This is a genomic window from Patescibacteria group bacterium (genome assembly GCA_041650995.1).
GTDB lineage: Bacteria > Patescibacteriota > Patescibacteriia > XYB2-FULL-38-15 > XYB2-FULL-38-15 > JAHIRI01.
Genome location: JBAZJZ010000003.1, coordinates 61,232 through 74,710 on the forward strand (window position 1 = coordinate 61,232; position 13,479 = coordinate 74,710).

General features: G+C 40.4%; 18 protein-coding genes and 3 tRNA genes. 19 read left to right on the plus strand and 2 right to left on the minus strand.

Annotated elements, in window-relative coordinates; genetic code table 11:
• Window positions 1–65: 65 nt before the first annotated feature.
• From WC445_04190 to WC445_04220, 7 genes are all read left to right on the plus strand, one after another.
• A complete protein-coding gene (locus WC445_04190; GenBank protein ID MFA5129127.1) occupies window positions 66–374 on the plus strand; it encodes a desulfoferrodoxin family protein in 309 nt (102 codons plus the stop codon).
• A 70-nt stretch (window positions 375–444) separates the two neighbouring features.
• Complete coding sequence (locus WC445_04195) at window positions 445–681, plus strand: hypothetical protein (GenBank protein ID MFA5129128.1); 237 nt, start codon at window positions 445–447, stop codon at window positions 679–681.
• Window positions 682–686: 5 nt separating this feature from the next.
• Window positions 687–1,130 carry a cupredoxin family copper-binding protein gene (locus WC445_04200; GenBank protein MFA5129129.1) on the plus strand — a complete coding sequence of 148 codons (444 nt, stop codon included), beginning with the start codon at window positions 687–689 and terminating at the stop codon, window positions 1,128–1,130.
• Between the two features lie 13 nt (window positions 1,131–1,143).
• Entirely contained in the window at window positions 1,144–1,932 is a 789-nt protein-coding gene (locus WC445_04205) for an NAD(P)H-dependent oxidoreductase (GenBank protein ID MFA5129130.1), read from the plus strand.
• 17 nt (window positions 1,933–1,949) lie between these two features.
• Complete coding sequence (locus WC445_04210) at window positions 1,950–2,168, plus strand: DUF2769 domain-containing protein (GenBank protein MFA5129131.1); 219 nt, start codon at window positions 1,950–1,952, stop codon at window positions 2,166–2,168.
• A gap of 22 nt (window positions 2,169–2,190) precedes the next feature.
• Entirely contained in the window at window positions 2,191–2,358 is a 168-nt protein-coding gene (locus tag WC445_04215) for a desulfoferrodoxin FeS4 iron-binding domain-containing protein (protein MFA5129132.1), read from the plus strand.
• A gap of 20 nt (window positions 2,359–2,378) precedes the next feature.
• The gene (locus WC445_04220; GenBank protein MFA5129133.1) at window positions 2,379–2,939 is read left to right on the plus strand and encodes a rubrerythrin family protein; all 561 of its coding nucleotides are present in this window, start codon (window positions 2,379–2,381) and stop codon (window positions 2,937–2,939) included.
• Between the two features lie 53 nt (window positions 2,940–2,992).
• Here WC445_04220 and WC445_04225 read toward each other — a convergent pair.
• Window positions 2,993–3,069 (minus strand) — tRNA-Val (locus WC445_04225).
• A 26-nt stretch (window positions 3,070–3,095) separates the two neighbouring features.
• Entirely contained in the window at window positions 3,096–4,217 is a 1,122-nt protein-coding gene (locus WC445_04230) for a hypothetical protein (GenBank protein ID MFA5129134.1), read from the minus strand.
• Window positions 4,218–4,403: 186 nt separating this feature from the next.
• Between WC445_04230 and WC445_04235 the strand changes: the two genes are divergently transcribed.
• From WC445_04235 to WC445_04290, 12 genes are all read left to right on the plus strand, one after another.
• Window positions 4,404–6,839 carry a valine--tRNA ligase gene (locus WC445_04235; GenBank protein ID MFA5129135.1) on the plus strand — a complete coding sequence of 812 codons (2,436 nt, stop codon included), beginning with the start codon at window positions 4,404–4,406 and terminating at the stop codon, window positions 6,837–6,839.
• Window positions 6,840–6,843: 4 nt separating this feature from the next.
• Window positions 6,844–8,184: a tyrosine--tRNA ligase gene (tyrS, locus tag WC445_04240; protein MFA5129136.1), complete on the plus strand. Its 1,341-nt coding sequence runs from the start codon at window positions 6,844–6,846 to the stop codon at window positions 8,182–8,184.
• Window positions 8,185–8,190: 6 nt separating this feature from the next.
• A complete protein-coding gene (argS, locus tag WC445_04245; GenBank protein MFA5129137.1) occupies window positions 8,191–9,906 on the plus strand; it encodes an arginine--tRNA ligase in 1,716 nt (571 codons plus the stop codon).
• Window positions 9,907–9,977: 71 nt separating this feature from the next.
• Entirely contained in the window at window positions 9,978–10,385 is a 408-nt protein-coding gene (locus tag WC445_04250) for a polymer-forming cytoskeletal protein (GenBank protein ID MFA5129138.1), read from the plus strand.
• Window positions 10,386–10,427: 42 nt separating this feature from the next.
• Window positions 10,428–11,177, plus strand: a complete 750-nt coding sequence (locus tag WC445_04255) for a diacylglycerol kinase family protein (GenBank protein MFA5129139.1) — start codon at window positions 10,428–10,430, stop codon at window positions 11,175–11,177.
• A 17-nt stretch (window positions 11,178–11,194) separates the two neighbouring features.
• On the plus strand, window positions 11,195–11,386 hold the full coding sequence (locus WC445_04260) for a ferredoxin (GenBank protein ID MFA5129140.1): 192 nt from the start codon (window positions 11,195–11,197) through the stop codon (window positions 11,384–11,386).
• A 46-nt stretch (window positions 11,387–11,432) separates the two neighbouring features.
• Window positions 11,433–11,516 (plus strand) — tRNA-Leu (locus tag WC445_04265).
• A gap of 169 nt (window positions 11,517–11,685) precedes the next feature.
• Window positions 11,686–11,759, plus strand: a tRNA-Val gene (locus WC445_04270).
• Window positions 11,760–11,775: 16 nt separating this feature from the next.
• Entirely contained in the window at window positions 11,776–12,027 is a 252-nt protein-coding gene (locus tag WC445_04275; protein MFA5129141.1) for a hypothetical protein, read from the plus strand.
• 36 nt (window positions 12,028–12,063) lie between these two features.
• Window positions 12,064–12,633: a class I SAM-dependent methyltransferase gene (locus tag WC445_04280; protein MFA5129142.1), complete on the plus strand. Its 570-nt coding sequence runs from the start codon at window positions 12,064–12,066 to the stop codon at window positions 12,631–12,633.
• A 19-nt stretch (window positions 12,634–12,652) separates the two neighbouring features.
• The gene (locus WC445_04285; GenBank protein MFA5129143.1) at window positions 12,653–13,057 is read left to right on the plus strand and encodes a hypothetical protein; all 405 of its coding nucleotides are present in this window, start codon (window positions 12,653–12,655) and stop codon (window positions 13,055–13,057) included.
• Window positions 13,058–13,064: 7 nt separating this feature from the next.
• Window positions 13,065–13,433, plus strand: coding sequence for a YraN family protein (locus WC445_04290; protein ID MFA5129144.1), 369 nt, complete (start codon window positions 13,065–13,067; stop codon window positions 13,431–13,433).
• Window positions 13,434–13,479: the final 46 nt, after the last annotated feature.

A 13,479-nucleotide genomic window follows, 5' to 3' on the forward strand; every position in this document is an offset into this window, starting at 1 on the left:
AAGTTAAGTTTGTGTTATAATAAACCAAAATAAGACGCGTCGCAGAGCGATAAAAAGGAGAAAATATGGAGATTCAAAAAATGAAAGATTTTATGAATCCGACTGAGCTTGAGCAAAAACATACGCCGGTCATTGAACGAGTGGGAACCGGAGGGGAAGTTTTTGTTCGGGTCGGGCTTGTGCCGCATCCAATGGAAGAGGGGCATCATATTATGTGGATTGAGCTTTACCGAAATAAGGCGCTGGTGGAACGAAAAAATCTTGAAGTCGGCAAGCGTGCCGAGGCAGTTTTTGAAATTCCGGATTTAAAACCGGAAGACATTCTTGTGGCTCGGGAGGAATGCAATATCCATGGGTTGTGGGAAAGCGTTTAAACAGTTTATGGTTCACGGTTAAAAGTTCATAGACTTTTGTACTCTATGAACTAATAACTATTAACTCAATATGGAATTTTTGACGACAGTGCCGATTCTTTTTGGCCGCCCGGCGAATATTTGGCTGGGCATTATCTTGGGCGCGCTTTTATTATTCCAAATTTATCTCGGCATAATGATGACGCGCCGCGGCAGGATGAATCTTTTAAAGCTTCATAGGATCAACGCGATGTTGCTTTTAATCGCTGTTTTTTTTCACGCTTATTGGGGTTTGGGGATTTGGTTTTTTAATTTTACAATTAAATAAATTTTATGAAGAAAATTAATTTTATCATTTTTATTTTGGCGATTTTAGTTTTGGCGGGCGCGGGCTGTTATGGAGCATCACCCAATTTGACACCCGATACTAACGCGCCGGCTGCTAATGTTCCAGCGACAAATAATATTACGCCAACAAATGAAAATATTATTCCGCCGTCAGTCAACGTGGAACAACCAACCGGAGAAACTCCTAAAACGGCCACGGTTGTGATCCAGGATTACTCTTTTAATCCGCCGAGCGTGACCATTGCCGCGGGCGGCGAAGTAACGTGGACAAATAGCGATTTGGTAAATCATACCGTGACCGGCGAGGATTGGGGTAGCGAACTTTTTGGCAAAGACCGAAGTTTTACCAAAAAATTTGAAACGCCTGGAGTTTACCCATATCATTGCGCACCTCATCCGAATATGACTGGCAGAGTGGTTGTAAAATAATTTGAAAAATCGTATGGCTCAAAAAATGTGGGTCTGTAATAATTGCGGTTTTATTCACTCCGGTGATAAGCCGCCAAAAAATTGCCCGCGATGCGGTTCGGAAGCGGAGGAATTTGATTTGATGCCGGTTAAGCCTTCTTTCGAACGCGCCAAAGTTTTGAAACCCACAGATTATTTGATTATTAATGGTTCAAAACATCGCGCTCATAACACCCGTCTCTTCACGGATATGGTTGCTGAAGTTTTCCGGGAGCAAAAAAAATCGTATCAAGTGATAAATTTGTGCGAATACAGGGTTGATATGTGTTGGCATTGTTACTCCATGTTTCAAAATCTTTGCCATGACCCTTGTCAAAATCAGGACGATGACATGAAATATTTTTATCCTTTGCTCAAAAAGTGCAAGGGATTTATCATTGTCTCTCCGATAAATTGGAATAATATGTCGGCGCTTTTGAAACATTTTCTGGATCGATTGACCGCGGTGCAAAATATGTTTTTAGTAAATGGCACAACACCAATGCTCGGAAAAACTTGTGGCATAATTATAAACGGCCACGAAGATGGCGCTTACAAAACGGCGTTTGATATTATGATGTATCTGCAAAATTTAGGTTGTGTGCTAGCGCCGTACGGGATTACTTATACAACGCACGGAGCGCAATATAAAACCGAAGAAGATAAAAATTATTTTGCGAAAGACAAGCGGGCTCGCGAATTTGTCCGGGCGGTAGCAAATAATGTGATAAAATTTTCCGAGGTAAAATTTGATTATAGAAAAATTATTCCGTCGGCAGAATAATAATTAACCTGAAAAATATGATCCAAGACAACCAGGAAAATTTTGATAAATGCGGTTGTGAGTCGTGTCCGAGCTACAATGCCTGCATGCGCGGGGGCAATCAAAAACTTTTTTGTGGCAAAGACAAAAGTTCTTGCGAAGTTCCCATGAAAGGATGCACTTGCATGAATTGCGTTGTGCATCGGGAAAATAATCTTACGTCGGGGTATTATTGTTTAAAAGGAAAAGAAGAATAATTTAATTTTTAATTTTATTTTTATGGCAGTAAAAAACATCGGAGAAAAATATCGCTGCAATGTTTGCGGAAACGAAACAACTGTCACGGAAGTTGGTGGAGGGACTTTGGTTTGTTGTGAAGAAGAGATGGAATTAATGGAAGAAGCGGGAAGCGAAGAAGAAGGGGAATCGGAAGAAGAAAAAATTTAACAACAGTTTAAATTTTTGATATGTCCAAAACTCAAGAAAATTTACGAAAAGCATTTGCCGGAGAAGCGATGGCTCGCGATAAATATACTTTCTTTGCGAAGAAAGCGCGCGAGGAAGGCTTTGAGGGAATTGCCAGAATTTTTGAAGAAACGGCAGACAACGAACGGGCGCACGCCGAGCGCGAAATTAGTTTTATGAAAGGTGAAGTGACCACAAGTTTTCTAAATTATGGTGTGGCGGAGGTCGGCAGCACGGCGGAAAATTTGGAAGCAGCGGCGGCCGGAGAACATTGGGAGTGGAATGAAATGTATCCCGGTTTTGAAAAAATCGCCCGCGAAGAAGGAGAAAATGAAATTGCCGACATGTTCAAAGAAATCGCCGAAGTTGAGGAGCAGCATGAAAAAAGATATCAGATTATTTTGGCAAAAGTGAAAGAAAAAATGGTTTTCAAAACCGAGCAGCCGATTCGTTGGAAATGTTTAAATTGCGGTTATATTCACGAAGGGCCCGAAGCGCCGGCCAAGTGCCCAGCCTGCGGCAAGCCCCGCGCTTACTACGAACCGTGGTGTCAGAATTATTAAAGTAAAAATTTGATAAATAAAAAATCCGTCTGCCAAATTAGCGACGGATTTTTTGGTGGGCGGCACAGGAGTCGAACCTGTGACCTTTACAATGTCAATGTAACGCTCTAACCAGCTGAGCTAGCCGCCCTCGGTATCTAGTAGTATTTTATACAATTATTTTTTTAAAAGCAAATTCATTTTTATCTCTTCAATAATTTCTTTTTCCGCGTCAGTGAGTTTCATGCCCGTAAGACAGAATTGTTTGAAATCTTTTCCACCCTCGGCGGCGTGGGAAATCAGCCTATCGGCGGTGGCGCCTTTTAGGGACTTGATTAGACAGCAGATTTTTGTTTCGGGAGAATTAAGGTAAGGAATTTCATAAAAAAGAACAACAATATTCGCGTCAGGAGAATTGGCAATCAGCTCGTCGATTACTTCGGGCAATTCCTCAACTTCCGCACCGGAAGTTATAAAATCATCGCGCGTTAAGAGCGACCAGACTATTTTTGCCGACGGATCGTTTTTCAAACGCATTAAAACTCTGCCCCAGAGTTTTAGGGTACCTATTGTTTTTGTCTGATAAAGATTTTTGATAATTTCTTCGCGTCGGGCGCCGCGGGCGATGAGTTGTGAAGCGATGCCCAAAGTTCTTGGCGTGACATTTGGAGATTTGAAACTTCTGGTTTTAGAAATCATTCCTGCCAAAAGTAGTGTGGCGATTTCTTCATCAATCAAACGCGGGTCAAGCGATTCTAAAAAGTTGAAAAGAGTTTCCGCGGTGGAAGTGGAATTCATTTCCACGAGATTAATTTGGCCGAATTGTTCGTTGGAAGGACTATGGTCAATATTTACGACCGGCGTGCGATAGAAAAAATCTGAATTTTGTTGATAAACATTTCCCAACGATTCAAGATCCGGCGTATCGAGAACGACGGCGAGATCGTAGCGGTAATCGGAAAGAGCGGTGGAAATATTTTTAGCGTCAATATTTTTTTCTTCCGGCGCGACAAAAATATTTAATTTGTTTCCCTGCATTTCATAATGTAGATCGCCGATTCGGTTTTCGGCCACGTCCAAGCTGATAATTAATTTTCTTAAATTATTGATAGTCGGTTTGATGGCGCCGACTTCAGGAAGAAAGGTGAATTTTTTCGGTGCGGAAAAACCATCAGAAGCAACGTCAACCATTGGTTTTCCGAGTTTTTTTAAAACGGAACGCAAAGCTAAACTAGTGGCGACGGCATCGCCGCTCCAGTTTTTGCGGAAAGCAATCAAGGGATGACTGCTTTTTTGCATTGTTTCAAATATTTGTTGGTTTAGGTTTAACGCCACAAGTGCTTCTTTAAGCTAAAAATTTAATTAGTATAGTAGTATAGTTTAAGGTTAAGATAGTGTCAATTGTGCATAAGATTGTTATTTTAAGGTTTTTTTGTTAGAATAAAGGAATTAAAATCAGTTAAATTTGGCAATATTTGTTTATTTATGCCAGAGCTAGAGAAAGCTTACAATCCAAAGGCCGTGGAAGACGGGATTTACGAGAAATGGGAGAAATCTGGGTATTTTAATCCAGATAATTTATCGCGTCAAGGAAGGCCGTATTCCATTGTTATGCCGCCGCCGAACGTCACTGGGACCTTGCATTTGGGCCATGCCGTGATGCTTGCGATTGAAGATATTTTGATTCGCTATCACAGGATGCGGGGTGATAGAACTTTATGGCTCCCGGGCACGGATCACGCGGCTATTGCCACTCAAACCAAAGTGGAAAAAATTTTAAAAGAACGAGAAGGAAAAACCCGCCATGATTTGGGCCGGGAAAAATTTTTAGCTGAAGTGGATAAATTTATCACGAGTACAAAAAGCACCATAAAAAATCAGATTCGGAAAATGGGGTCGTCTTGCGATTGGTCGCGCGAAGCGTATACATTAGACGAGCCCCGTTCGCGGGCGGTACGCACGGTTTTCAAAATGATGCATGACGACGGTTTAATTTATCGTGGCGAGCGGATTGTGAATTGGTGCCCGGGATGCGGTTCAACTTTGGCTGATGATGAAGTGGAATATAAAACGCAAAAAGCTAAATTTTATACTTTTAAATATAGTAAAGATTTTCCGTTTGCCATTGCGACGACCCGACCGGAAACAAAATTGGGCGACATGGCCGTGGCGGTTAATCCCGAAGACTCGCGTTATAAAAAATATGTTGGGAAAACATACGAGGTGAATTTTGTCGGCGTGCCATTGAAAATAAAAATTATTGCCGACCGGTCGATTGATATGGTTTTTGGCACAGGCGCGCTTGGCGTAACGCCGGCTCACTCCACGGCCGACTGGCAGATGGCCGAGAAAAATGATTTGCCGATTATAAAAGTAATTGATGAACAAGGAAAAATCAGAGATGGTTTTACGGAATATTCCGGAAAATCCACGACCGCGGCGCGGGAGATGATTGTAGAAAAAATAAAAACCGCCGGACTTTTGGAAAAAGAAGAAGAAATAGAAAATAACTTATCAATTTGTTATCGTTGCGGCACGCCGGTTGAACCGTTGCCGTCGCTCCAGTGGTTTATTGATGTAAATAAAAAAATTAAAAAATATAAAAAATCTTTAAAGGAATTGTCACTTGAGGCGGTTAAAAAAGGTGTTTTTGGCCAGAAAAAGATAGAGATTATTCCCGAGCAATTTGAAAAAGTTTATTTTCATTGGATGGAAAATTTGCGCGACTGGTGCATTTCTCGCCAGATTTGGTTTGGCCATCGCGTCCCGGTTTGGTATAAAGAAAAAGAAATTTATGTTGGCATTGAGGCGCCGCAAGGTGAGGGTTGGACACAGGATCCAGATACGCTTGACACCTGGTTTTCCTCCGGGCTTTGGACTTTTTCAACTTTGGGCTGGCCGGAAAAAACAAAAGATTTGAAAAATTTTCATCCGACAGCAGTTTTGGAGACGGGTTATGACATTTTATTTTTCTGGATCGCGAGAATGATTTTGATGACGACTTATGTTTTGGGAGATATTCCTTTCAAAAACGTCTATCTGCACGGACTGGTCCGCGACGAGAAGGGTAAAAAAATGAGCAAGTCTCTCGGCAATATTATTGATCCATTAGATATGATAGAAAAATACGGCACGGACGCGGTGCGCCTTTCTTTGGTGCTTGGCACTTCGCCGGGCAATGACATGAAATTGAGTGATGAAAAAATCGCTGGCTTCAGAAATTTTACGAATAAATTGTGGAACATATCACGTTATATATTAATGAATGTAAAGGATACAAGTATTGATACAAGGAACATAAAACCCAAAGAGAGGGCTGATAAATGGATTTTATATTACTTTAATGAACTTAAGAGCGATCAAGTCAAAAAGCATAAAGACTTTGGACAAGTTTCTGGGGGTGTAACGGGGAAATTAAACGTCTTTCAATTTTCTAACGCTGGTTTTGAACTGAGAAATTTTACATGGAGTCAGTTAGCTGATCACTATTTAGAAATGGCAAAGGGCAGAAAAGATAAAGTAAAAGACCAAATTTTGATATATATTTTGAAAGATTTATTGAAACTTTGGCACCCCTTTATGCCATTTGTGACAGAACATATTTGGCAAATGTTGGGTGAAAAAGAAATGCTTATTGTCCAAGAATGGCCCAAATTTGATAAGCGGTTTGAGAAATTTAAAAAAGAGGCAAAATTATTTGAGGACGAGATGCTTCTTGCTAATGCCGGTAAAGAAAAAATACGGTTGGAAAAAGAACTAGCAGAAGCGGAAAAATATTTAGGAATTTTAGAAAATAAATTATCTAATAAAGAATTTCTCGCCAACGCGCCAAAAGAGTTGGTGGCTGGGGAAAAAGAAAAATTGGAATCGCAGAAAGAGAAAGTTCAAAAAATTAAAGATCAATTAAAAACTTTGTCATAAATTTATGAAAGTGAGCACCGATGAAAAAAAAATCCAAGAGTTTCTGACGCGGGGGGTGGAAAATGTTTATCCGTCACGCGAAGAATTTGAAAAAGCGCTGCGAAGTGGAAAACAACTTACCATTTATAATGGTATTGACCCGACCGGTCTGACGCTTCATATTGGCCATGGCGTAGTGCTTTTAAAATTGCGCCAGTTGCAGGAACTCGGTCATAAAATAATTTTGTTGATTGGTGATTTTACCGGAATGATCGGCGATCCGACCGACAAGACGGCGACGAGAAAAAAATTAACGCGTAAAGAAGTGTTAGTAAATTGTAAAAATTACGCCAAGCAGGCCGGAAAGATTTTGGATATGAAAAAAGTCGATCTCAAATATAACAGTAAGTGGCTGGGGAAATTGAAATTTGCCGATATCGTGGAGTTGGCTTCTCATTTTACTGTACAGAGGATGCGTGAGCGAGATATGTTTTTAGAGAGAATGGCAGTATGGGCCGCATGTAGACATTGTAAAAATAAATTTATTTCCCCGATACAGTTTAGTAAAGAAAGTTTTGATACAGCTCAGCTAAGTGGAAACACCACAGTTTGCCCGAATTGTCATAAGATAACAGGTTTAGATAAAAGTGATTTAATTTTTGAAACAGAACCAGTTTATCTTCATGAATTTTTGTATCCCCTGATGCAAGCGTATGACAGTGTGGCCATGGATGTTGATGCAGAAGTTGGCGGTAACGACCAGACATTTAATATGTTGGCTGGACGCGATTTAATGAAAGAATTAAAAAATAAAGAAAAATTTGTTTTGACGACGAAATTGCTCGTTGATCCGACCGGGAAAAAGATGGGCAAGACTGAAGGAAATATGGTGACGCTTGAAGATACACCGGAAGAGATGTATGGGAAAGTGATGAGCTGGCCGGATACTTTAATGCCCGTGGCTTTTGAAATTTGTACGCGCGTGCCAACGGATGAAATAAAAAATATTTTAGCCGGCGATCCGCGCGATGCAAAAATGCGCTTGGCGCGGGAAATTGTGACGTTGTATCATTCAGCCAAGGATGCGGAGAAGGCGGAAGAAAATTTTATTAAAGTTTTTCAGAAAAAAGAAGCGCCAAGTGAAGTTTTAAGTTTTAAGTTAAAAGTTAAAAGTTTAAACATCCTTGATTTGCTTGTGGAAACTAAACTGGCGGCGAGCAAGGGCGAAGCGCGAAGATTAGTGGAACAGGGCGGCGTAAAGGTGGGCGACCAAATTATTAATGATATTAACGCCGTAATAGAAATTCCTGCCGAGGGAGTTTTGATTCAAAAAGGAAAAAGACATTTTGTAAAAGTTAAAAGTTAAAATTCCATGTGGTTAAAAATAAAAAAAGAAGTTACTGGTTTGGTTAAGAAAAATTTTCCAGATCTTCCAATCTCGGAAGAAGATTTTGCTTTTCCACCGAATCCGGAATTTGGAGACTTGTCTTTGCCATGTTTTAATTTTACCAAGGCGCTTGGAAATTCGCCGCTGGAAATCGCTAAAGAACTGGGTGAAAAAATTGAGCCATCCGGTATTGTCGGGAAAATTGTCGCGGCCGGGCCGTATCTTAATTTTTTTCTTGATAAAAGAGAAATGGCAAGATTGGTTTTAAACCAAATTTTGAAAGAAAAAGAAAAATTCGGAAACAGCAAGATAGGAAAAGGGAAGAGAGTGATGATAGAATTTTCCAATGCCAATACTCATAAAGAATATCATGTTGGCCATCTTCGAAATCTTTGTTACGGCGACGCGGTGACGCGATTGCTTTCCGCTTCCGGGCACAAAGCGATTCCCGTTTCATATATTAATGATTTTGGAATTCACGTTGCCAAGACACTTTGGTTTATGGAGAAGGATCAACATGCTCAAGGGATAATAAAGCAAAACACTGTTGAAGATAAAGGTTTCTTTTTGGGTAGGATGTATTCAGCTGCAACAAAAAAGATTGATGAAATCGGGGATAATGCAAAAAAGGAAGTTGGAGAATACATGACAAAAATTGAAAGTCGGCGCGGTCCGGAATATAAATTTTGGCAAGAGACGCGGGAGTGGAGCATCAAACAATTCGCGGAAATTTATGAAGAGATGGGCGTTAGTTTTGATAATATTTTTTACGAAAGCGAAGTGATTGATGAAGGCAGAAAAATAGTGGAGGAACTTTACCAAAAAAAATTTTTGGTAAAAAGTCAGGGAGCGATTATTGCCAATTTGGAAAAATACAATCTTGGCGTTCTGCTTTTTTTGCGCTCCGACGGGACGGCGCTTTATCCCGTGGCAGATCTGCCGCTCGCGTTAAAGAAGTTTAAAAAATATAAATTGAATGAATCGATTTATGTGGTTGACGTTCGGCAGAGTTTGTATTTTGAGCAGTTATTTAAAATTTTAGAATTGCTAGGATATAAACAAAAGATGGTTCATTTGGGATATGAATTTGTAAAATTGCCGTCGGGAATGATGTCTTCGCGCACAGGTAATGTCATTACTTATGAAGAATTACGGGAAGAGGCAATGAAGCGGGCAATTGACGAAACAACAAAACGCCATGCTAACTGGAGCGAAGAACAAATTAAGGAGACGGCGAAAAAAATTGTTGTTGGAGCGATGAGATTTGAAATGGTAAAAGTTGGTAAAGAACAAACAATCACTTTTGATATTGACAGAGCACTACATTTTGAGGGTTTTACCGCCGCGTATCTGCAATACACGCACGCGAGAATTTGTTCCATTATTCGCAAGGCGGGAATAAAGATATCGGGGAAAATTGATTTTGATAAATTCAGAGAAAAATGGGAATATAATTTAGTGATTGAATTGGCGAAGTTTCCAGAGATTTTGGAAAAAGCGGCGCGCACTTATAGCCCAGCGGTGTTGGCTGATTATCTTTATGATTTGGCAAAAATTTTCAGTGATTTTTATCGAGATGTCAAAGTGATTGGAGCTGATCCGGAAGCGGGAAAAGCGAGAATTGCCCTAATTCACGCGGTGAAAATTGTTTTAGCTAAAGGTTTGGCAATTTTGGGCATGGCCGCGCCGGAAGAAATGTAGGTCTTGTTTTAGAGATTTTAAGATGGTAAAATAAAAGAGTGATTTTAAAATTAGGTTTAAAATTAAAACTTATGTTTAAAGAAATGTATCCAAAAGAAGGAGGGGATGTAGAGACAATCATTGGGCCTTCGGTAAAAGTTGAGGGAGATTTTACAAGCAAGGGTAATGTGACCGTGGAAGGAGTGGTTCACGGGTCTTTAAAAACTGAAAAAGATTTGAAAGTCGGAGTGGGCGCGAAAATTTCCGCCAGCGTTTTTGCCAACAATGCTTTTATTGCCGGAGAGGTTAAGGGTAATGTAAAAGCGAGCGGTCGGCTGGAGCTTACTGACACTTCAAAAATTTATGGCGACATCGAAGCCAAAACAATCATAATGTCTGCTGGAGCATTGATGAATGGAAAATGTACGATGTGCAACGACGCCCTGCCGCTTCCCCATCTTCAAGATAACGACGCCCTGAAAAAGAATAACAAAAAGTAGCCACGGTTTTGTATTTTTGAGTTTCGTTTTTAGTTTTTTGTTATGTATCAATATATTTACGATGCTTTTCTCTCGGAGGAAAAGTATCTCCGCCCAATGACGATTATTGAGAATCGTCTCGCCGATCTTGGACTTCAAGGGCGGGTAAATCGCCTAAATCTTTTTAAAGATCCTCGAGAGCTTATTCTAGAAGGAATAAAAAGAGGCGTGGATACTGTGGTGGCGGTAGGAAATGATGAAACACTTTCACGGGTGGTTAACGCCGTCGGCGATTTTAATTTAACTGTCGGCATGATTCCGATAGGTCCGAAAAACGAGATAACGAGAATCCTGGGAGTTGAGGAGGGTCTTTTAGCCTGCGATTGTCTTTCCAGCCGTTTAATCAGAAAAATAGATTTAGGAAAAATTAACGATATTTATTTTCTGGCTCACCTGAAAGCAGGGTCAGAAGTAAGTTTAAGATACGGAAAAGATTATCAGGTCAGGTCGCTTACAAATAATTTGGTGGAAATTTATAATTTGCCTACGCGGGAAGAGCAAGCAGATCCGGAAGACGGTTATCTTGAGGCGCGCATCAGGCCATCGGAAAGAAAAATTTTTAAAAAAAATAGCAAGGGAGATTTTTCGCTTGATGGAAAAAGTTATTTTCCGGTGCGTAAAGTTATTTTGGAAGGAAATGAAGGATCAAAAATTTTAGTTGATGGCTTAAAGCTAGTCAGTACTCCGGCTGAAGTTCAAATTTTGCCGCGTCAATTAAAAGTCATTGTAGGGAAAAATAGGTTTTTTAAATAAAAAGTAAAATATTTAATATGAAACCAAAAATAGACAGAGATCTATGCATTGGCTGCGGACTTTGTGAATCGCTTTGTCCAGCGGTTTTTAAGCTTGATGACGGAAAGTCGGTGGTTTTGGAAGGTGTTGATTACAAGGCAAACAGGGAATGCACTCAAAAGGCCATTGAAAATTGTCCAGTGCAGGCAATCAGTTGGGAAGAAAAATAAGATATAGCCAAAATTCATGGGATGTGATAAATTGGGCGATAGGTTTGCCCAGGTGGCGGAATTGGCATACGCGCATGCTTGAGGTGCATGTTCCCGCAAGGGATTGGAGGTTCGAGTCCTCTCCTGGGCATATAAATTTTGTATCTCTTTTTAGAGATTACAAAATTTATATAGTGCTCGAGGTGGCGAGAATTTCCCCCCTGTTAAGCCTTCGGGAAATTCTTCGAGTCCTCTCCTGGGCATTTGAGGAATTCGGTTTGGCGGAAGAGCATTCCTCACTTTCTTTTATTCCGCCCTTGGGGCGGCTAGCTCAGCTGGTTAGAGCGTCTCGTTTACACCGAGAAGGCCGGGGGTTCGAATCCCTCGCCGCCCATTGTTAGTAAATAATTATGATAACAAGAATTATAGTTGGAGTTATCGGGACAGTTATTGGTTCAATAATGGTCATCAAATCAGAATGGCTTCTGTCTTTTTTCGGCCGAATTAATTGGGCAGAAATTCATCTTGGCGCTGAGGGCGGCACAAGACTTTTTTACAAATTGATCGGTATTTTGGCAATCATCATCTCGCTCATGATTATGACTGGTATGATTGAGGGTTTGCTCTTCGCGATTTTCGGTCCGTTATTTGGGCAACGTTGAGTTTAAAAAACAATAAATTAATTTTTTTAAATTTTTATGCCCGAAGAATTAAAAGTTTTAAAAATTTCCGGTGGCAATGCTTTGCTTGACCCGTATGTTATTTTTGAACAGATTGGTTTGGGAGTTGGCGCCAAAATGGCTGACTTGGGTTGTGGCGCGGCCGGTCATTTTGTTATTCCGGCGGCAAAAATCGTCGGAGAAAAAGGGGCTGTTTATGCCGTGGATCTTTTAAAGTCAGTTCTCGAAGCAGTAAAAAGCAGAGCAAGGCTTGAAGGGGTGGGCAACATTGAAACTGTTTGGTCGAATCTTGAAATCTACGGAGCAACAGACATTGAAGAGGGCAGTCTTGATTTAGTACTTTTGGCCAACACGCTTTTTCAAATTCCAAAAAGAGAAGAGGTTTTTCGGGAAGCGGTAAGACTTACGAAGAAGGGTGGAAAAATCGCGGTAGTAGAATGGGGGCTTTTGGCCGCGCCGCTTGGTCCGCCGTTAGATCGTCGCCTTAACAAAGATGCGGTAAGAGAATTGGCGCGGGCTAGTGGTTTGACTGAGGTTAAAGAATTTAAGGCTGGGCCATATCATTACGGATTAATTTTTTCCAAATAGTATAAAATAAAAAATAAATATGATTAATTTTGTGAGATTATTAGATTTAAATTTTTGGTTTGCTCTTCGGCCGGCCGCCCTAAGCGAACGGACGATGGTTATTTTAGTAGTCGGTTTCGCCGTATTTTTGGTACTGGCAATTGTTTGCGGTATTTCAGCAAAGGTTAAAAAACAAAACCCGCCTCTAGCGAAGCTTTTTCGAAAATTGAAAAAGATGCTTTCTACTATGGGCATACTCGGTTTTATTGTTTTATTTTTTAGCTATGAACAGATTTATCTTTTAGGCAGCCGTTTTTGGTTTTTGTTATGGTTTATCGGTTTTGTCGTTTGGGCAGTTTTTATTGTTCTTTACGCGGTGAAAAAAATGCCGAAAGAAAAAGATGAATTAGAAAAAAAACAAAAATACCTTAAATATTTAGCCTAGACAAATAATGTCGCACGATCGTCAGGATTTGGGGAAATTGGGAGAAGAATTGGCTTGCGATTTTTTGAAAAAACAAGGATATATAATTCTCGATAATAATTATCGGACTCGCGGCGGAGAAATAGATATTGTGGCAAAGGAAGGTGAAATGATAGTTTTTGTTGAAGTGAAAACTAGGGTGAGCAGAGAATTCGGTTATCCGGAAGAAGCGATTGACGCTCGGAAGCAGCATAAATTGGCCATGACCGCGGAGTGTTATCTTGCAACTCACGAATTATATGAAAAAGATTACCGGATTGACGCGATTGGTATAGAAATGGAGCGCGATGGCCGATTAAAAAATTTGCGCCACGAAAAAGACGTTGTGGGGTGGTAGCACTTGATTTATTTATTATCATGTGTTATGATAAAAATGTAACTAG

Excerpts from the sequence above, each read along its gene's own strand:
- WC445_04190 (MFA5129127.1), top strand. The coding sequence starts at position 66 with ATGGAGATTCAAAAAATGAAAGATTTTATGAATCCGACTGAGCTTGAG.
- WC445_04195 (MFA5129128.1), top strand. The coding sequence starts at position 445 with ATGGAATTTTTGACGACAGTGCCGATTCTTTTTGGCCGCCCGGCGAAT.
- WC445_04200 (MFA5129129.1), top strand. The coding sequence starts at position 687 with ATGAAGAAAATTAATTTTATCATTTTTATTTTGGCGATTTTAGTTTTG.
- WC445_04205 (MFA5129130.1), top strand. The coding sequence starts at position 1,144 with ATGGCTCAAAAAATGTGGGTCTGTAATAATTGCGGTTTTATTCACTCC.
- WC445_04210 (MFA5129131.1), top strand. The coding sequence starts at position 1,950 with ATGATCCAAGACAACCAGGAAAATTTTGATAAATGCGGTTGTGAGTCG.
- WC445_04215 (MFA5129132.1), top strand. The coding sequence starts at position 2,191 with ATGGCAGTAAAAAACATCGGAGAAAAATATCGCTGCAATGTTTGCGGA.
- WC445_04220 (MFA5129133.1), top strand. The coding sequence starts at position 2,379 with ATGTCCAAAACTCAAGAAAATTTACGAAAAGCATTTGCCGGAGAAGCG.
- WC445_04230 (MFA5129134.1), bottom strand. The coding sequence starts at position 4,217 with ATGCAAAAAAGCAGTCATCCCTTGATTGCTTTCCGCAAAAACTGGAGC.
- WC445_04235 (MFA5129135.1), top strand. The coding sequence starts at position 4,404 with ATGCCAGAGCTAGAGAAAGCTTACAATCCAAAGGCCGTGGAAGACGGG.
- tyrS (MFA5129136.1), top strand. The coding sequence starts at position 6,844 with ATGAAAGTGAGCACCGATGAAAAAAAAATCCAAGAGTTTCTGACGCGG.
- argS (MFA5129137.1), top strand. The coding sequence starts at position 8,191 with ATGTGGTTAAAAATAAAAAAAGAAGTTACTGGTTTGGTTAAGAAAAAT.
- WC445_04250 (MFA5129138.1), top strand. The coding sequence starts at position 9,978 with ATGTTTAAAGAAATGTATCCAAAAGAAGGAGGGGATGTAGAGACAATC.
- WC445_04255 (MFA5129139.1), top strand. The coding sequence starts at position 10,428 with ATGTATCAATATATTTACGATGCTTTTCTCTCGGAGGAAAAGTATCTC.
- WC445_04260 (MFA5129140.1), top strand. The coding sequence starts at position 11,195 with ATGAAACCAAAAATAGACAGAGATCTATGCATTGGCTGCGGACTTTGT.
- WC445_04275 (MFA5129141.1), top strand. The coding sequence starts at position 11,776 with ATGATAACAAGAATTATAGTTGGAGTTATCGGGACAGTTATTGGTTCA.
- WC445_04280 (MFA5129142.1), top strand. The coding sequence starts at position 12,064 with ATGCCCGAAGAATTAAAAGTTTTAAAAATTTCCGGTGGCAATGCTTTG.
- WC445_04285 (MFA5129143.1), top strand. The coding sequence starts at position 12,653 with ATGATTAATTTTGTGAGATTATTAGATTTAAATTTTTGGTTTGCTCTT.
- WC445_04290 (MFA5129144.1), top strand. The coding sequence starts at position 13,065 with ATGTCGCACGATCGTCAGGATTTGGGGAAATTGGGAGAAGAATTGGCT.